Below are 17,191 nucleotides of genomic sequence, written 5' to 3' on the forward strand. Positions count from 1 at the left end.
AACGCCGGAGCCGGGCGTCCCATTTCCCGCACGGGCGGCTTTGCCGAATCATTACCTTTCTTCGCTCAACCGTTCGAGTGGTTGCTGTGTGCGGGGGAGGGGAGAAATCGGTCCGCTTTCACGTGCCGGTCACCAGATGGACAGCGGCACCGGATGGATCTCGTCGGCCTTGTGGCCGGCCCGTTCGTGGATGCGCTGGACCGCCTCGGCCGAGGGGCCCTCGGACAGGCAGTACACGATTCCGGACTCCGGGTCCGCCCACGCCCTCTCGAAGTGCACGCCCTCGTCCTTCTCTATGGCGAGGTCGGCCTTGTGGGCCTGCTTCAGCTGGTCGGCCGTGATGCCTTTCATCCCGTGGTGGACGTCGATGAACTGGGTCATGGCTCCGCACTTCCCTTCGGTGGGCTCGGCCTGTTCTCCCTTCCATGCTGCACTCGGACGGCGTCGGCTGCGAACGGCCGCCGCGCAGGGCGGAGGGGCCCGCCGGATCCCGCCCGTACGACGACGAGGGGCCCGGCACGCGGCCGGGCCCCTCGTCGTCGTACTCGTCGCCGTGCGGTGTTCCTCGCTCCGCCGGATCTTCGGGTCCGCCGTCAGCCGCACTGGCACGGTGCGCCGGACTGGCACCCGCACCCGCAGCCGGAGCCGCAGCCGCACGCGCCGACCAGTGGCAGGCTCTTGATCTCGGCGGGCTGTTCGGTCTCGCGCTCCTGCGTGGGGTCGGGGGCGCTGGGGGTCTCGGCCATGGGCCCTCCTCAAGGCTGTCGAGACTGGTGCCTGTCACCCATTTCACGCCCACTCCGCCGGGCGCATCAACGGCGCACAGATGCTTGCACGCGCCCTGGGCGGGCTCTCCGGGGCCCGTACGGGCCCCCTGGAGCCCGGTGGACCCGGGCCCGTCAGGCGCCCTCGGCCCCCGTCACCGGCTGGATCTCCGGCTGGAGCTCGTCCGCGTGCTCACCCGTCACCAGGTACACCACGCGCTTGGCCACGGCGACCGCGTGGTCGGCGTAGCGCTCGTAGTAGCGGCCCAGCAGGGTGACGTCCACGGCGGTCTCGATGCCGTGCTTCCAGCGGTCGTCCATGAGGTGCTGGAACAGCGCGCGGTGCAGCAGGTCGATCGCGTCGTCGTCCTGCTCCAGCTGCATCGCCAGATCGACGTCCTTGGTGACGATGACCTCGGCCGTCTTCGCCATCAGGCGCTGGGCGAGCTGGCCCATCTCCAGGATGGTCGCGTGCAGGTCGTGCGGAACGGCGCGCTCCGGGAAGCGCAGCCGGGCCAGCTTCGCGACATGCTGGGCCAGGTCGCCCGAGCGCTCGAGGTCGGCGCTCATCCGCAGCGACGTGACGACTATGCGCAGGTCCGTCGCCACCGGCTGCTGGCGGGCGAGCAGGGCTATGGCGCGCGCCTCCAGGTCGTGCTGGAGATCGTCGATCTTCTTGTCGCCCTCGATCACCGACTCCGCCAGCTTCAGGTCGGAGTCGAGGATGGCGGTCGTGGCGCGCCCGATCGCCGACCCGACGAGCCGGGCCATGTCGACCAGGCCCTCGCCGATCGAGTCAAGTTCCTCGTGGTACGCGTCCCGCATCAGGGTGTCCCTCTCTCATGTCTCTTCGGGGCCCGGAGGCCGGGGCCGGGGTCCCGTCATCGCCATGGCCGACACGACGGACACGGCACTCCACGCACCCCACGCTCCCACGTTCCGGCCCGTACGCGACGGTTTCCGTCACCCCAAATGAACCATCACTGGCTCCAAGGTGAACTCTGGGCGACGAGTGTTCGAGGTCGCACTCCGATGGCTTCGGCCAGGGGTCGGGGCGTGCCTAACCTGGACGCGTGGACGTGAACGCGGCGGTCGCCGCAGCGGCAGCGATCGCCGGTGTGCTCACCGGTGTCATCGCCATGCTGGCGTTCCGCTGGAGCGAGCGCGACCAGAAACGCCCTACCCGCACCTCCCTGCACACCGACCCCGTGCTCCCGCCGGGCGTGGACACCGTGCTGTCCGTCCTGCGGTCCTCGGCGGTCGTGCTCGACGAGGCCGACGCCGTCGTGAAGGCCAGCTCCGCCGCGTACGCCCTCGGCCTCGTGCGCGGGGGCAGGCTCTCCGTCGAGCCCATGCTCCGGATGGCGCGCGACACCCGGCGGGACGGCGAGATACGCCAGGTCGAGCTGGACCTGGCGCGCCGCGGCACCGGGCGCGGGGGAGAGGCGCTCGCCGTGTCCGCGCGGGTGGCTCCCCTCGGCTCCCGGCTGGTGCTGCTGCTGGTCGAGGACCTCACCGAGGCCCGCCGGATCGAGGCGGTGCGCCGCGACTTCGTCGCCAACGTCAGCCATGAGCTGAAGACCCCGGTGGGCGCCCTGTCGCTGCTCTCCGAGGCCGTGATGGACGCCTCCGACGACCCCGAGGCCGTGGAGCGCTTCGCGGGCCGGATGCAGGTCGAGGCGACCCGGCTGACCAATCTCGTGCAGGAGCTCATCGACCTGTCGCGGGTGCAGAACGACGACCCCCTTGAGGACGCCGAGTCCGTGCGCGTCGACGAACTCGTCGCCGAGGCCGTCGACCGCTGCCGGCACGCCGCCTCCACCAAGCAGATCACCATGGCCGCCGGAGGCACCGCCCATCTGCGTGTGTGGGGCCACCGGGGCCAGCTGGCCGCCGCCCTCGGCAACCTCGTCGAGAACGCTGTCAACTACTCGCCCGCCCGCACCCGCGTCGGCATCGCCGCCCGCCGGGTGTCCGCGCCCGGCGGCGACATGATCGAGATAGCCGTGACCGATCAGGGCATCGGCATCTCCGACAAGGACAAGGAGCGCATCTTCGAGCGCTTCTACCGTGTCGACCCGGCCCGCTCCCGTGCCACGGGGGGCACGGGTCTCGGGCTGGCGATCGTCAAGCACGTGGCCGCCTCGCACGGCGGGGAGGTCACGGTGTGGAGCTCCGAGGGCCAAGGCTCCACCTTCACCCTGCGGCTGCCGGAGGCGGGTGCCGCCCGCGACCGCGCGACCGAACACCCGTCCGACCTCGAAGACGAGGACGGCCGGCCCGACGGGACGGCCACCGTCTCATCCCCGTACGAACCGCTTCCCGCCCCGGAGGTCCTTCCGTGACCCGAGTGCTCGTCGTCGAGGACGAGGAGTCCTTCAGCGACGCCCTGTCCTACATGCTCCGCAAGGAGGGCTTCGAGGTCGCCATCGCGACCACGGGGCCCGACGGTCTCGACGAGTTCGAGCGCAACGGCGCCGATCTCGTCCTGCTCGACCTGATGCTGCCGGGTCTGCCCGGCACGGAGGTCTGCCGGCAGTTGCGCGGCCGCTCCAACGTCCCGGTGATCATGGTGACCGCCAAGGACAGCGAGATCGACAAGGTTGTCGGGCTGGAGATAGGAGCCGACGACTACGTCACCAAGCCGTTCTCCTCGCGGGAACTGGTCGCCCGGATCCGGGCGGTCCTGCGCCGCCGGGGCGAGCCGGAGGAGGTGGCGCCGGCCGCCCTGGAGGCCGGGCCGGTGCGCATGGACGTCGACCGCCACGTGGTCACGGTGTCCGGATCCAAGGTCGACCTGCCGCTCAAGGAGTTCGACCTCCTGGAGATGCTGCTGCGCAACGCCGGCCGAGTGCTGACCCGTATGCAGCTCATCGACCGCGTCTGGGGCGCCGACTACGTGGGAGACACCAAGACTCTCGACGTCCACGTCAAGCGTCTGCGCGCCAAGATCGAGCCGGACCCGGGTGCCCCGCGCTACCTGGTGACCGTCCGGGGCCTCGGCTACAAGTTCGAGCCGTAGGCCGCGGACGCGTCTGCGGCGCGGTGCGTCTGTGGCGCGGTGCGTCTGAGGCACAGCGGAGGGCGGCACCCCGGCCGGGGTGCCGCCCTCCGTCGTGCGGGTGCGGCCGGGAGACCGTCAGCCGGCCGTGCCGGTGGCGGTCGCCGTCGAGGTCGCCTCGCCCGTCGGGGTGCCGGTCGTCTCCGTGCCCGGGCTGGAGGTCCCGGCCTCGGTGGCGGTCGGCGACGGGATGCTGCTGGGTCCCCACTTGTCGAAGTAGCTCGTGGCCGGGACGACGAACGCCCGCAGGCTCACATCGCCGGTCTTGCTGAAGCTGAACGTGATCTTCTGCGCGTTGCCGTCCTGGATGGCCTCGCGGCTGCTCTCGATCACGGCGGAGGCATTGCCCTTGCCGCCGATCACCACGGAACCGTGGGCCGGGACGGTGAGCTTGCCCTTGCCCGAGGCGGGGCTGAGGTCGGCGGTCTTGCCGGTGTCGTCGATCGTGATGGAGTCCAGCGTCTGGGGCGTTCCGCTGTTGTTGAAGACGGTCGCCGAGATCACGGCCGGGCCGGTGGACTGCGGGTCGGGCTGGGTGATGACGACGGCGTTCTGGACCTTGATGCTTCCGACGCTGGTCGCTGCGTTGTCCGGCTTGATCTGGAGCGTCTGGCTGTTGTTGCCGGCCCCGCACGCGGCGAGCGAGGAGATGGAGAACGCGATGGCGGCGGCGGCGAGGGCGCCGCGTCGAAGGCTGCTGCTCACGGCGGCGGCAACTCCTTGAACGTGGGCGGAGCAGGGCGACCCCCTGATAAAGCCGCCCTAAGTGTCTGTCAGCGGCCTTAGGGTACCGAGCCGCCCTTCCGCCGCCGCACCCGACCCTCCCCAAGCCGTCGGCTTCGCCCGAGCAGGGGTACTTCCGGCCCGGGCGCAGGCCCGGGGACCGCCCCGGGGCGGGGTGTGCGCCCCGCCGCGGTGCGCGGTCCCCGTGGTGTCCGATCAGCCGTTTGACCTGTGCATGGTCTCGCATTCACATAAGCGTCTCCGGTCCGCACTCGCGGATTTCCCGTAAGGAATGCATGGCGGTACCGAAAACCGATGACGGGACAACAAGTGGGATCGCCGAGCGGCTTGATCAATTCCGGATTCGTCTCGTACCCGACTCCGAACGCTGAACGGAGTAGTGGAAGGCAAGCGCTTGGAGGCGGACAAACGGGGGCGTTCCGGGCCTCGCGGGAGTCCTCCGATGCGTGTAACGTGCGGGTTTCGCCCTGCCCGCAGAGCCGCTCCGACCTGCGAATACCCTGTTCCGCTCCCCCTTCGCAGCACGTTCCTGGCGCGGTTGTCAAGCCCTGAGATATGCCCTGACCTGCGAAAACGCCATTCAGAAGACGCGGTTTCCGTGTTACCCTGGATAGCCACGGAAGGGGTACCTGTCACATGACGTTCAAGGTTGGCGACACCGTGGTCTATCCCCATCACGGGGCCGCGCTGATCGAGGCCATCGAAACTCGCCAGATCAAAGGCGTGGACAAGACCTACTTGGTGCTGAAGGTCGCCCAGGGCGACCTGACGGTACGTGTGCCAGCGGACAATGCGGAGTTCGTCGGCGTGCGTGATGTGGTCGGTCAGGACGGACTGGACCGGGTCTTCGAGGTGCTGCGCGCGCCGTACGCCGAGGAGCCCACGAACTGGTCGCGTCGCTACAAGGCAAATCTGGAGAAGCTCGCCTCCGGCGACGTCATCAAGGTCGCGGAAGTCGTGCGTGACCTGTGGCGTCGTGAGCGGGAACGCGGACTGTCCGCGGGTGAGAAGCGCATGCTCGCCAAGGCCCGGCAGATCCTCGTGAGCGAGCTCGCCCTCGCGGAGAACACGAACGAGGACAAGGCCGAGGCCCTGCTCGACGAGGTGCTCGCGTCCTGACGCCCTTCCGCCCCGCTCGCCATCCCGGCCGGGTACGCGGCGGACGGACCGGCGCACAGCACACATGTACATGCCGCGGTGCCCGATGACGCAGTAGCTGTCGCCGGGCGCTGCGGCATGTCCGGACCCGGCGGGGCGACGACGCGCTCGGAGCACTCGGACCGGCCGGGCGATGCCGAACGGAGCCCGGCCGGGGCACGGCAACGCTGCCCGGATGCGGTACGCCGACGAGCGACCCCGATACTTGGCGTGCCGGGCCCGGGCAGCCGGCTCGACCGGAAGTCACGGAAGGGTCCGGTCGAGGCTCGCGCCCGGCACTTCCCCGCGCTCTCGGCTCGCCTTCGAGCGGGGGACACCCCCAGGCCAATACCCACCCCGGCCGAGCGCACAAACCTGACGGGAACCCATGTCTGACGATTCGCGCCCTGCGCGCACCGGAGTGCCCACCGCGGTCGTGATTCCGGCCGCAGGCCGGGGCGTACGCCTCGGCCCGGGCGCCCCCAAGGCGCTGCGCACGCTGCACGGCACGCCCATGCTCATCCACGCCCTGCGGGCGATGGCCGCCTCCCGCGCCGTCTCACTGGTGGTCGTCGTGGCCCCGCCCGACGGGGTCGCCGAGGTCAAGTCTCTGCTCGACGCGTACGCGCTGCCGGAGCGTTCGGACTTCCTGGTCGTGCCCGGCGGGGACTCGCGCCAGGAGTCCGTGAGACGCGGCCTCGACGCGCTGCCCCCGCAGTACGAGATCGTCCTCGTCCACGACGCGGCCCGCCCGCTCGTCCCGGTGGAGACCGTGGACGCGGTGATCGAGGCGGTACGGGAGGGCGCGCCGGCGGTGGTGCCGGCGCTGCCGCTCGCGGACACGGTCAAGGAGGTCGAGCCGGCGGGTGTGCCCGGCGAGCCGGAACCCGTCCTGGCCACGCCCGACCGCTCCCGGCTGCGCGCGGTGCAGACCCCGCAGGGCTTCGACCGCGCGACGCTGGTGAGGGCCCACGAGACGGTCACGGACAACGTGACGGACGACGCGAGCATGGTGGAGCAGCTGGGGCTGCCGGTGGTGGCGGTCCCCGGCCACGCGGAGGCGTTCAAGGTCACGCGGCCCCTGGACCTGGTCCTCGCGGAGGCGGTCCTGGCACGCAGGAGGCTGACCGATGGGTTCTGAGGCGCCACCGCTGCCCCAGGTGGGCATCGGCACCGACATCCACGCCTTCGAGGAGGGCCGGGACCTGTGGTGCGCCGGCCTGAAGTGGGAGGGCGAGGGCCCGGGCCTGGCGGGCCACTCGGACGCGGACGTGGTCGCGCACGCCGCGTGCAACGCGCTCTTCTCGGCGGCCGGGCTGGGCGACCTGGGCCGGCACTTCGGGACGGGCCGCCCCGAGTGGTCGGGCGCGTCCGGCGTCGCACTCCTGACGGAGGCCGCGCGGATCGTGCGGGCGGCCGGATTCCGGATCGGGAACATCGCGGTGCAGGTCGTCGGCCCCCGGCCGAAGATCGGCAGACGCCGTGAGGAGGCACAGAAGGTCCTCTCCGAGGCGGCGGGAGCACCGGTCTCCGTGTCCGGCGCGACGACGGACGGCCTCGGCTTCCCGGGCCGCGACGAGGGCCTGATGGCGATCGCCACGGCGCTCGTGGTGCGGGTGGGCTGATGGCGATCGCCACGGTGTTCGTGGTGCGGGTGGGCTGAGGGCGGCCGTCACAGTGCTCGTCGTGTGGGTGGGCTGAGGGCGGCCGTCACGGTGTTCGTGGTGCGGGTGGGCTGAGGGCGGCCGTCACGGTGCTCGTCGTGTGGGTGGGCTGAGGGCGGCCGTCACGGTGTTCGTGGTGCGGGTGGGCTGAGGGCGGCCGTCACGGTGTTCGTGGTGCGGGTGGGCTGAGGGCGGCCGTCACGGTGTTCGTGGTGTGGGTGGGCTGAGGGCGGCCGTCACGGTGCTCGTCGTGCGGGTGAGCCGGCGGCGTGCGAGGGTACCCGGGGGGCCAGCGACCGAGGTCCCGGAGGTTCTCATGCCGTCCGCCGTACTGTCCGACCGGCTCAAGGCCCTGCTCGACAGCCCCGTCTTCATCGTCGTCGGGACGATCCAGCCCGACGGCAGCCCGCAGCTCTCCCCGGTGTGGGTCAAGCGGGACGGCGACCACGTCCTCTTCTCCACCACCGCCGACCGGCGCAAGAAGAAGAACCTGGACCGCGACCCCCGGGTGAGCGTCGTCGTCCAGGACCCCCGTTCCCCCTACGAGTACGCGGAGATCCGGGGAACCGCGCAGATGACGACGGAGGGCGGGGCGCAGCTCATCGACGAGCTGTCGCTCAAGTACACCGGCAAGAAGTACGCCGAGTTCAACCCCGCCTCGGCCCGGGACGCGGAGCGGGTGGTCGTGCGGATCGTTCCGCGGAAGGTCGTAGGCGGCCTCTGACCGCCGCGGCGGCGTCCGGAAGGTCACGACATGGACGGCCGCCACGGGCACGGGCGTGAGGCACTGTCCGCGGCCCACTACCCTGGACGCGTGACTATTCGCCTGTACGACACCAGCGCCCGGCAGATCCGTGACTTCACCCCGCTCAAGCCCGGGTGCGTCTCGATCTACCTGTGCGGTGCCACCGTGCAGGCCGCACCGCACATCGGGCACATCCGCTCGGGCCTCAACTTCGACATCATGCGCCGCTGGTTCGAGTACCGCGGCTACGAGGTCACGTTCATCCGGAACGTCACGGACATCGACGACAAGATCATCGCCAAGTCGGCCGACCAGGGCCGCCCCTGGTGGGCGATCGGGTACGAGAACGAGCGCGCCTTCAACGAGGGCTACGACGTGCTCGGATGCCTGCCGCCGACGTACGAGCCGCGGGCCACGGGGCATGTGACCGAGATGGTCGAGATGATGCGCACGCTCATCGAGCGCGGCCACGCCTACGAGGCCGACGGGAACGTGTACTTCGACGTGCGGTCCTTCCCCGGGTACCTGCAGCTGTCCAACCAGGAGCTGGAGAACCTGCAGCAGCCCTCCGGGGCCGGGGAGACGGGCAAGCGGGACCCACGCGACTTCGCCATGTGGAAGGCCGCCAAGCCCGGCGAGCCGACCTGGGAGACGCCGTGGGGACGCGGGCGGCCCGGCTGGCACCTGGAGTGCTCCGCCATGGCGCACAAGTACCTGGGCAGCGCCTTCGACATCCACGGCGGCGGGCTCGACCTCGTCTTCCCGCACCACGAGAACGAGATCGCCCAGGCCAATGCGTTCGGCGACGAGTTCGCCCGCTACTGGGTGCACAACGCCTGGGTCACCATGAGCGGCGAGAAGATGTCGAAGTCGCTCGGCAACTCCGTCCTGGTGCGCGAGATGGTCAAGCAGTGGCGGCCCATCGTCCTTCGTTACTACCTCGGCACCCCGCACTACCGCTCGATGATCGAGTACAGCGAGGAGGCCCTGCGCGAGGCGGAGTCCGCGTTCGCGCGCATCGAGGGCTTCATGCAGCGCGTCGTCGAGAAGGCCGGCGGCACCGTCGAGCCCGCCGGCGAGGTGCCACCCGCCTTCGCCGAGGCGATGGACGACGACCTGGGCGTGCCGGGGGCCCTCGCCGTCGTGCACACCACCGTCCGGCAGGGCAACAGCGCGCTGGCCGCCGACGACAAGGAGGCCGCCGTGGCCCGGCTCGCCGAGGTGCGTGCCATGCTCGGCGTCCTCGGCCTCGATCCGCTCGATCCCCGGTGGGCCGGCGAGGGCGACCGCGGCGAGGAGCTGCACGGGGTCGTCGACAGCCTCGTGGGGCTGGTGCTCCAGCAGCGGGAGGCGGCCCGTGCCCGCAAGGACTGGGCCACCGCGGACGCCATCCGCGACCAGTTGGGCCAGTCCGGGCTCGTCATCGAGGACAGCCCCCAGGGGCCGCGCTGGTCGCTCGGCCCGCGCTGACCGCTCCTGGTCTCGGTGCCGGGCGCTTCCCGCCCGGCCCGCGGACCGGCCCTGATCGATTGTGCCGCCCGGTACTCCGGGCGGCACACTGCAGACGTACGTACGGCATTCTCAACAGACGGGTAGGTCATGGCCGCGAACAACCGCCGCATGTCCGGCAAGAAGGGCGCGCAGGTCGGCAGCGGCGGCAAGCGGCGCCGGAGCCTGGAGGGCAAGGGGCCGACTCCGCCCGCCGAGATGCGCAAGGGACACGCCAAGCAGCGCGCCGCCCAGGCGAAGGCGCGCCGCGTCCAGCAACGCCCTCAGCGCCGTGCGGGCGGAAAGACGCCGTCCGAGCTGGTCGTCGGGCGCAACCCGGTCGTCGAGGCGCTCCGCGAGGGCGTGCCCGCCTCCACGCTCTACGTCCAGCAGTTCGTCGACAACGACGAGCGTGTGCGCGAGGCGCTGCAGCTCGCGGCCGAGCGCGGCGGCATCAACCTCATGGAGGCCCCGCGCCCGGAACTGGACCGGATGACGGGCGGCCTGAACCACCAGGGCCTCGTCCTCCAGGTTCCGCCGTACGAGTACGCGCACCCGGAGGACCTCGCCGACGCCGCCTACGACGAGGGCGAGGACCCGCTGATCGTCGCCCTGGACGGAGTCACGGATCCGCGGAACCTGGGTGCGGTGGTCCGCTCCGTCTCCGCCTTCGGCGGGCACGGCGTCGTCGTGCCCGAGCGGCGCGCGGCCGGAATGACCGCCGGGGCGTGGAAGACGTCCGCGGGCACGGCCGCCCGTACGCCCGTCGCGCGCGCCACCAACCTGACGCGTGCCCTGGAGGCCTACAAGAAGGCCGGGATCACGGTCGTCGGGCTCGCCGCCGACGGCGAAGCCGAACTCGGCGGGCTGGAGGCCCTGGACGGTCCGGTCGTCATCGTCGTCGGCAGCGAGGGCAAGGGGCTGTCGCGGCTGGTCGGCGAGACCTGCGACGTCCGGGTGCGGATCCCGATGCCGGGCGGCGCCGAGTCACTCAACGCCGGTGTGGCCGCGGGGATCGTGCTGTACGAGGCGGCCCGCAGGCGCGCCTGACGCCGACGCCGTAGGCGTTCGAGCAGCCGTTCCCTCGCTCGCTCGTGCGGGGTAATCCGGTCGCACAGGGCAAGCTTGACGGGGTCCGGACAGATCCACGCGGTCAAGGCAGTGTCCTAACCACACGTCACTCGGTTAGATGAGTGTGGAGACCAGAACACCCCGCACACCCACGGGGGGCCGCTCGTCGGGATTCGACGAAACTCCCGCCCTGAGCATGGTGAAGGTGCCGAGCGACCCGGCGCAGGTCATCGTCAACCACGCGAGCTTCCGTGTGCAGTTGGGCGGATCGGCACGGCGCGCACAGTCCCCGCGGGTCGTACGGCACATGAGCGCCGCGCAGGACACCGCGCGCCTGCCCGCCGTCGGTACGGCGGGCAGGGCCGTCACGGGCGGCCGCCGGCCGCCCGTCGTCTGGAGCGGCAGGTCCGCACCCGACGACAGCGGCGCCCACCGGCTGCTGCAGGCCGCGCGGAGCGCCAGCGTGCGCCACGGCGAGGAGTCGGCTCTCGACGCGGGCGCGACCCAGGTCCTCCCGCGCATCGGTGGCGGCGGCCTTCCGGGAACCGGTGGTCACGACGACCCGGGCGCACGGACCGCCGGGGCCTCGCCCTTCGCCGGGCCGCGCGGCCACGACGTGGGCGGGACACGGCTGCTGCCGCAGATGCGCAGCGCCGGCAGCGCGTACGACGAAGGCGTCCACGAGGAGCGCCTCCACCGTGAACCCTCCCACGGCGGACCCGCGTACCGCGGAGCCGGCCACGGCGGCCCCGGCCACCACGGCCCGGACCACGACGAACGCGCCTACGACGAACGCGCCCACGGCGAGTCGGCCTACGACGAAGCGGAGCACTGGGAGCGGGAGCTGCTGGTCGAGACCGCGACCGGGGAGCCGGGGCCGCGGGCCAGGCGGAACGCCGGCGACCCGGTTCGGCACGCCTACTACCCCGGCCGCCGCATGAACCTCGGCGTGGTGCTGCTGCCCCTGCGGATCCTCCTCGGCTCCATCTCCGTCTACTCCGGCATGGGCAAGCTCTGCGACCGCGTCTTCTTCGACGGCGGAAAGCGGGGCTCCATGGTCACATGGCTCACCACGCTGCATCCCTGGGAACCGGCCGAGCCGCTGCGGCAGTTCGCACTCCACCACCCCGTGGGCACCGGTCTCGCCGTCGCCTTCCTCCAGGTGATCGTGGGCGTGTTCACGATCCTGGGCCTGTGGCAGCGGGTCGCGGCGGCGGCCGGGGCGATCCTGTCGGCCGCGCTGATCGTCACCGTCAGCTGGCGGACGGTCTCCGCCTACGACACACCCGACATCATCTATCTCGCCGCCTGGTCCCCGCTGATCATCGCCGGGGCACCGGTGTACTCCGTGGACGGCCGGCTCGCCGGCAGCGCCTGGCGCAGGCTCGGCCCGCGCGCGGACATCTGGGAGCTGCGGCGGTACGTGCTGCGCCGGGGCGTGCTGCTGACGGCGGTCGTGTCCGGGCTCACGCTGCTGACCGGGGCGATGCTCGGCGGTGCGGTGCGGGACGCGGACCGGGTGGTCGTCCCCGGGCCCGGGGAGGCACCGCGCAACGAGCTGCCGGGATCGCCGCTGCCCGAGACGCCGGCGAAGGACCGGCACAAGGCGACCCCCTCGGCCTCGCAGCCGTCGGCCACGCAGGGCACGACGTCGTCACCGTCGAGCGCGGCCACGACACCGGACACGGCGGGCACGACGGGTACGGGCACGGCCACGGGCGGGCGGCCGAGCCAGACCCAGGGCACGACGGGCCGGGTGCCCCCGCCGCACTCGGCGCCGGCCAGGCAGGCTCCCAGCACCAGCGCGGGGCCGTCGTCCTCCGGCGGCAGCGGTACCGGCGGCCCGACGGGCGGGGCGGGCAGCGGCGGAAGGGGCGGCTCGGGAGGTTCTGACGGACTGGTGGGCGGGCTGCTGGGGTGACCTCGCACGGGGGATGACCCGGCACGCACGCCTCGTGGACGGGCCCGGCACACACGTGTGCCGGGCCCGTCGCGACGCATGCCGTGCCGGCGCGATGTCCGCCGGCCGCCGGTGTGTGGTGGGGCGTCAACCTCTTGGTGTCGGTGTGTGGTGGGGCGTGACGCCTTGGTGTCGGCGCGCCGCGGGGCGTCAACGCCCCAGCGTCGCCAGTTCCTTCGCCGCCTCGGTGAGGTCCTTCGCCGTGTCGATGGCCCGCCAGTACGCACCCTGGGGAATGGGGAAACCCGCCAGACGGCGCTCCCGGGCCAGGCGGGGGAAGGTGGTCCGCTCATGGTCGCCGCGCTCGGGGAGCAGTGTGGCGAACTCGGCGGAGAAGACGTACACGCCCGCGTTGACCTCGTACGTCGTCGGCGGGGCCTCGATGAAGTCGGTCACGCGGCCGAAGCCGTCCGTCTTGACGGCGCCCCACGGGATGCGCGGGCGTGCCAGCGCGAGGGTGGCGACCGCGTCGCGCTCGGCGTGGAAGTCGGCCATGTCGCGCAGCGAGAACCGGGTCCAGATGTCGCCGTTCGTCGCGTACCAGGGCCTGTCGGGGTGAGGGAGGTGCTTGGCGGCGTACCGGAGTCCGCCACCGCGGCCGAGCGGCTCCGTCTCGACGACGGTGGTGACGCGGACGGGCAGATCGGCTGAGTCCAGCCAGCTCTGCAGGACGTCGGCGAGATGGCCGCAGGAGACCACGACGTCGGTGACGCCCTCTTGGGCGAGCCAGGTGAGCTGGTGGCCGATGATCGGGGTCCCGGTGCCGGGGATCTCCACCATCGGCTTGGGCCGGTCGTCGGTGTACGGACGCAGCCGTGAGCCCTGGCCACCGGCCAGGATGACGGCTTGAACGGGGCGCGAGGCGGCGTTCGGATCGCTCATGACCGAACTGTACGTCGCGCCCCGTCGGCCCCTTCGCCCGGTAAGGGGTCCCCGGATGGAGGCGGGGCGTCAGCCGTGCTGGGCCGACACGCCCGAGGCGAAGGACGTGTCACAGACCGGGCGGGCGTAGGACTGTGCGCGCGAGGGGCCGTACACGCGGACCGCGGCGCGGCCCAGTGCGCGGGCGATGGACGCGCAGTGCCTCGCCAGCGACGGGCGGCCGTTGACGGCCTGCTGGAGGTGTGTGAGCGCGACGCCCGGGTCCTTCTCCTGGAGCTCCAGCAGGAGCCTGTCGCGCAGCACGTCCTGCGGGGGGCGGCTGGAAGCGCGCCTTGAGAGGTCCGCCGACGAAGCCTCCGAGGCGGCGAGGACCGAGTCCGAGGGGCTCCCCGACCAGTTGACGCGGGTGACCGCCAGTGTCCCGGACAGCACCAGGACGACGGGCAGAACGAGGGCGAGGGTGCGGCCGACCCGGCGGGCGGGGCCACGGCCGCGCCGTGTCCGTGGAGTAGAGGAATGCTTCACGCGAGTGAGAGTAGCGCGGCGTAGTGATTTGGCGACATTTAGTCACCGGTTCGAGGGATGAGGAACCCGTGATTTCGGGGTAAGGGGTTGACGCGGCCGATCGAAATGCCCTCTGTGCCGGGGTATTTGCAGAGCACGAGGAGGGCCCCGCGGTCCGCCGCGGGGCCCTCCTCGTCAACCCGGGTCTCAGTCGGAGAGACGCTCGCCCGTCGACGTCGAGAACACGTGGGTCTCGCCCGGCCGCGGCACGACGTGGACCTGCGCGCCCTTCTCCGGCACCTGGCGGCCGCCCACGCGGACCACCAGGTCCTTGGTCTGGCCGCCGACCTCGGCGCTGCCGTAGACGTAGCCGTCGGCGCCGAGCTCTTCGACGACGTTCACCGACACGGCCAGACCGGCCGGGGTGTCGTCGGTGTCCTTGGACAGGGACGAGGCGGCGGACCCGCCCAGCTCGACCACGTCGAAGTGCTCGGGGCGGACGCCGACGGTGACCGTGCGGTCGCCCCGGTCGGCGGCGGCCTTCAGGGCCTCGCGGTTGACCGGCACGACGCTGTTGCCGAACTTCACCCCGCCGTCGGCGATCGGGACCTCGACGAGGTTCATGGCGGGGGAGCCGATGAAGCCGGCGACGAACAGGTTGGCCGGGCGGTCGTACATGTTCCGCGGCGAGTCAACCTGCTGGAGGATCCCGTCCTTCAGCACGGCCACGCGGTCGCCCATCGTCATGGCCTCGACCTGGTCGTGGGTGACGTACACCGTGGTGATGCCGAGGCGGCGCTGCAGCGAGGCGATCTGGGTGCGGGTGGAGACGCGGAGCTTGGCGTCGAGGTTGGACAGCGGCTCGTCCATGAGGAACACCTGCGGCTCGCGCACGATGGCGCGGCCCATGGCGACACGCTGGCGCTGACCGCCGGAGAGCGCCTTCGGCTTGCGGTCCAGGTACTCCGTGAGGTCGAGGATCTTGGCGGCCTCCTCGACCTTCTGCCGGATCTCCGCCTTCGGCACGCCGGCGATCTTGAGCGCGAAGCCCATGTTGTCGGCGACCGACATGTGCGGGTAGAGCGCGTAGTTCTGGAACACCATGGCGATGTCCCGGTCCTTGGGCGGCAGGTGGGTCACATCGCGGTCGCCGATGCGGATGGCTCCGGCGTTGACGTCCTCGAGTCCCGCCAGCATGCGCAGCGAGGTGGACTTGCCGCAGCCGGACGGGCCGACCAGGACGAGGAACTCCCCGTCCTCGATCTGGATGTCGAGCGCGTCGACGGCGGGCTTGTCGGAACCCGGGTAGATCCGGGTCGCCTTGTCGAACGAGACAGTGGCCATGGTGAATGGGCCCCCTTCACCGGCAGGAACGTGCCGGACGATCCGTTGTAAAGGTGGTTGCCACTACGGGGTTCCGTTGTGGTGTAGTCCACAAGAGTGAACTGGTTCAGGACGGTACCCGGCGTTCACCTCCCCTGTCAGCATCCGGTGGACTGTGAACTTCGCGGAAATTCTCGACGGGACCGGGCCGGGACCTGGGTACACTGCACGGGCGCGCCTGCGCACGCCTCCTTAGCTCAGCTGGTCAGAGCGCCGCTCTTGTAAAGCGAAGGTCGTCGGTTCGAATCCGACAGGGGGCTCTGTTCGGCCCCGGACTCCTGGTCCGGGGCCGAAGCGCAGCCTTTGCACGGCCGTGGAAGCACGCACCGCACCACGGCACGACGAGTGAGGGAACGACGAACCCCATGGACGGCGACACACACGGCCGGGGTCCCAGGTTGCCCAACGGCGCGCGTGAGGCCGAACTCCTCGGCCTGCTGCAGCGGGCCGAGGCCGCGCTGACCCCGGGCGAGGTCGCCGAGCTCCTCGGCGGCGAGCTGACCTACAGCACCGTGGTGACGATCCTCACCCGCATGCACGCCAAGGGCCTGCTCACCCGCACCCGGCGCGGCCGGGCCTACGCGTACGCTCCCGTGACCGACGACGCCGGGCTCGCCGCCCGCCGGATGCGTACGGTCCTGGAGACGCGCCCCGACCGGGAGGCGGTGCTCGCCCGCTTCGCCGACGGTCTGTCCGCCACCGACGCGGACCTGCTGCGGCAGCTGCTCGGCCCCGAGCCGGACAGCGGCGACTGAGCCCGGCGACCGTACGAGAGGGGCCCGGATGCGCATCGTCGTCTACCTTCCGCTGCTGCTGCCCCTGCTGGCCCCGCTGGGCGCCCGGCAGGTGTCGCAGCGCTGCGAACCGCGCCTGGCCACCTGGCTGCTGACCGTCTCCTCGCTGGTGCTGGCGGTGGCGAGTACCGTCTCGCTGGGCCTGCTGACCATCGCCGGGCTGACCCTGGTGCCCGGGATCGCCGGGCTCGGCCACTGGTCGGTGCCCGTCGCGCGGCGCGAGGATCCCACCGAGCTGTCCGTCGCCCTGATCGCCGGGCTGCTCCTGGGCGGCGCGGTGGTCACCACGGCCCGTATGCTCTGGCGCCGCACGGGGGCCCTGGCCGCTGCCGCGCTGGACGCGGCCTGCATGCCGGCGCGCGACGGACTGGTGGTCGTCGACGATCCGGCACCGGACGCCTTCGCCCTGCCCGGACTGCCCGGCCGCGTCGTCGTCTCCACCGGGATGCTGCACGTGCTGGACGCGGGCGAGCACGAGATCCTGCTCGCCCACGAACGCGCCCACCTGGCCGCCCACCACTACGCGTTCGTCGCGCTGGCCCAGTTCGGGGCCGCAGCCAACCCGCTGCTGCGCCCGCTGGCCGGCGCCGTGCCCTACACCACCGAGCGCTGGGCCGACGAGGACGCGGCCGCCGCCACCGACGCCCGCGCCCGTGTCGCCCGCGCCGTCGGCAAGGCCGCCCTCGCCGCCCGCCGGGCGCCCGCCCGTTCCGGTCCGCCGGGAGCCGCGCTCGGCATCCTCGGCCGCCGTCGTGGTCCCCTCGCCGGCGCCGGACCCGTGCCCCGCCGGGTGGCCGCCCTGCTCGCGCCGCCGCCCGGCCGCCATCCCCTGCTCGTCGCCGCCACCGTCGTGGTCCTGCTCGCCGCGGCCTGGTCCAGCGCGGAGGCCGCCCACGACCTCCATCTGTTTCTGGAGACGATCGGCGCCTGGTGAACGCCGCCCCGCCGCGACGGTCCCGTATGCCGCCATGACTTTTACGCGCGTGTAGATGTT

Annotated in this window: 18 protein-coding genes and 1 tRNA gene; 12 read left to right on the forward strand and 7 right to left on the reverse strand. The window is 72.0% G+C overall.

Going from position 1 to position 17,191, the window contains the following annotated elements:
* Positions 1 to 129: 129 nt before the first annotated feature.
* The 3 genes from ACFSL4_RS19850 to phoU form a co-directional block, all read right to left on the reverse strand.
* The gene (locus tag ACFSL4_RS19850) at positions 130 to 381 is read right to left on the reverse strand and encodes an SCO4226 family nickel-binding protein (protein WP_381084448.1); all 252 of its coding nucleotides are present in this window, start codon (positions 379 to 381) and stop codon (positions 130 to 132) included.
* A 212-nt stretch (positions 382 to 593) separates the two neighbouring features.
* Complete coding sequence (locus tag ACFSL4_RS19855; RefSeq protein WP_381084450.1) at positions 594 to 746, reverse strand: hypothetical protein; 153 nt, start codon at positions 744 to 746, stop codon at positions 594 to 596.
* Between the two features lie 153 nt (positions 747 to 899).
* On the reverse strand, positions 900 to 1,589 hold the full coding sequence (gene phoU / locus ACFSL4_RS19860) for a phosphate signaling complex protein PhoU (protein WP_381084452.1): 690 nt from the start codon (positions 1,587 to 1,589) through the stop codon (positions 900 to 902).
* Positions 1,590 to 1,837: 248 nt separating this feature from the next.
* On the opposite strand from phoU, the gene phoR reads away from it, so the two are divergent.
* Both phoR and phoP read left to right on the forward strand, forming a co-directional pair.
* A complete protein-coding gene (phoR, locus tag ACFSL4_RS19865) occupies positions 1,838 to 3,109 on the forward strand; it encodes a two-component system sensor histidine kinase PhoR (RefSeq protein ID WP_381084454.1) in 1,272 nt (423 codons plus the stop codon).
* A gap of 5 nt (positions 3,110 to 3,114) precedes the next feature.
* Positions 3,115 to 3,786 carry a two-component system response regulator PhoP gene (gene phoP / locus ACFSL4_RS19870; RefSeq protein ID WP_464823599.1) on the forward strand — a complete coding sequence of 224 codons (672 nt, stop codon included), beginning with the start codon at positions 3,115 to 3,117 and terminating at the stop codon, positions 3,784 to 3,786.
* Between the two features lie 117 nt (positions 3,787 to 3,903).
* Here phoP and ACFSL4_RS19875 read toward each other — a convergent pair whose 3' ends face one another.
* Complete coding sequence (locus ACFSL4_RS19875; protein WP_381084456.1) at positions 3,904 to 4,530, reverse strand: copper chaperone PCu(A)C domain-containing protein; 627 nt, start codon at positions 4,528 to 4,530, stop codon at positions 3,904 to 3,906.
* 675 nt (positions 4,531 to 5,205) lie between these two features.
* On the opposite strand from ACFSL4_RS19875, the gene ACFSL4_RS19880 reads away from it, so the two are divergent.
* The 7 genes from ACFSL4_RS19880 (at position 5,206) to ACFSL4_RS19910 (ending at position 12,595) form a co-directional block, all read left to right on the forward strand.
* Complete coding sequence (locus ACFSL4_RS19880; RefSeq protein WP_003953493.1) at positions 5,206 to 5,688, forward strand: CarD family transcriptional regulator; 483 nt, start codon at positions 5,206 to 5,208, stop codon at positions 5,686 to 5,688.
* Between the two features lie 406 nt (positions 5,689 to 6,094).
* On the forward strand, positions 6,095 to 6,847 hold the full coding sequence (gene ispD / locus ACFSL4_RS19885) for a 2-C-methyl-D-erythritol 4-phosphate cytidylyltransferase (RefSeq protein ID WP_381084458.1): 753 nt from the start codon (positions 6,095 to 6,097) through the stop codon (positions 6,845 to 6,847).
* Positions 6,837 to 7,331: a 2-C-methyl-D-erythritol 2,4-cyclodiphosphate synthase gene (gene ispF, locus ACFSL4_RS19890; RefSeq protein ID WP_381084460.1), complete on the forward strand. Its 495-nt coding sequence runs from the start codon at positions 6,837 to 6,839 to the stop codon at positions 7,329 to 7,331. Before ispD ends, ispF begins: the two co-directional genes overlap by 11 nt.
* Positions 7,332 to 7,686: 355 nt before the next feature.
* Positions 7,687 to 8,094 (forward strand): PPOX class F420-dependent oxidoreductase, encoded by a 408-nt coding sequence (locus tag ACFSL4_RS19895; protein WP_381084462.1) that lies wholly within the window; start codon positions 7,687 to 7,689, stop codon positions 8,092 to 8,094.
* A gap of 90 nt (positions 8,095 to 8,184) precedes the next feature.
* Positions 8,185 to 9,585 (forward strand): cysteine--tRNA ligase, encoded by a 1,401-nt coding sequence (gene cysS / locus ACFSL4_RS19900; RefSeq protein ID WP_381084464.1) that lies wholly within the window; start codon positions 8,185 to 8,187, stop codon positions 9,583 to 9,585.
* Positions 9,586 to 9,714: 129 nt separating this feature from the next.
* Positions 9,715 to 10,653 carry a 23S rRNA (guanosine(2251)-2'-O)-methyltransferase RlmB gene (gene rlmB, locus ACFSL4_RS19905; protein WP_381084466.1) on the forward strand — a complete coding sequence of 313 codons (939 nt, stop codon included), beginning with the start codon at positions 9,715 to 9,717 and terminating at the stop codon, positions 10,651 to 10,653.
* A 139-nt stretch (positions 10,654 to 10,792) separates the two neighbouring features.
* On the forward strand, positions 10,793 to 12,595 hold the full coding sequence (locus ACFSL4_RS19910; protein WP_381084468.1) for a DoxX family protein: 1,803 nt from the start codon (positions 10,793 to 10,795) through the stop codon (positions 12,593 to 12,595).
* Between the two features lie 189 nt (positions 12,596 to 12,784).
* On the opposite strand, the gene ACFSL4_RS19915 is transcribed toward ACFSL4_RS19910, so the two are convergent.
* From ACFSL4_RS19915 to ACFSL4_RS19925, 3 genes are all read right to left on the reverse strand, one after another.
* Entirely contained in the window at positions 12,785 to 13,516 is a 732-nt protein-coding gene (locus ACFSL4_RS19915) for a nucleotidyltransferase family protein (RefSeq protein ID WP_381084470.1), read from the reverse strand.
* A 69-nt stretch (positions 13,517 to 13,585) separates the two neighbouring features.
* Positions 13,586 to 14,041, reverse strand: coding sequence for a hypothetical protein (locus ACFSL4_RS19920; protein ID WP_381084472.1), 456 nt, complete (start codon positions 14,039 to 14,041; stop codon positions 13,586 to 13,588).
* A 186-nt stretch (positions 14,042 to 14,227) separates the two neighbouring features.
* Positions 14,228 to 15,364, reverse strand: coding sequence for an ABC transporter ATP-binding protein (locus ACFSL4_RS19925; protein ID WP_381084474.1), 1,137 nt, complete (start codon positions 15,362 to 15,364; stop codon positions 14,228 to 14,230).
* Between the two features lie 225 nt (positions 15,365 to 15,589).
* On the opposite strand from ACFSL4_RS19925, the gene ACFSL4_RS19930 reads away from it, so the two are divergent.
* The 3 genes from ACFSL4_RS19930 (at position 15,590) to ACFSL4_RS19940 (ending at position 17,131) form a co-directional block, all read left to right on the forward strand.
* Positions 15,590 to 15,663 (forward strand) — tRNA-Thr (locus tag ACFSL4_RS19930).
* 105 nt (positions 15,664 to 15,768) lie between these two features.
* Positions 15,769 to 16,158, forward strand: a complete 390-nt coding sequence (locus tag ACFSL4_RS19935; RefSeq protein ID WP_381084476.1) for a BlaI/MecI/CopY family transcriptional regulator — start codon at positions 15,769 to 15,771, stop codon at positions 16,156 to 16,158.
* 28 nt (positions 16,159 to 16,186) lie between these two features.
* On the forward strand, positions 16,187 to 17,131 hold the full coding sequence (locus ACFSL4_RS19940) for a M56 family metallopeptidase (protein WP_381084478.1): 945 nt from the start codon (positions 16,187 to 16,189) through the stop codon (positions 17,129 to 17,131).
* Positions 17,132 to 17,191 lie beyond the last annotated feature (60 nt).

Origin of the sequence: Streptomyces caeni (genome assembly GCF_042678285.1) — a bacterium.
Lineage (GTDB): Bacteria > Actinomycetota > Actinomycetes > Streptomycetales > Streptomycetaceae > Streptomyces > Streptomyces caeni.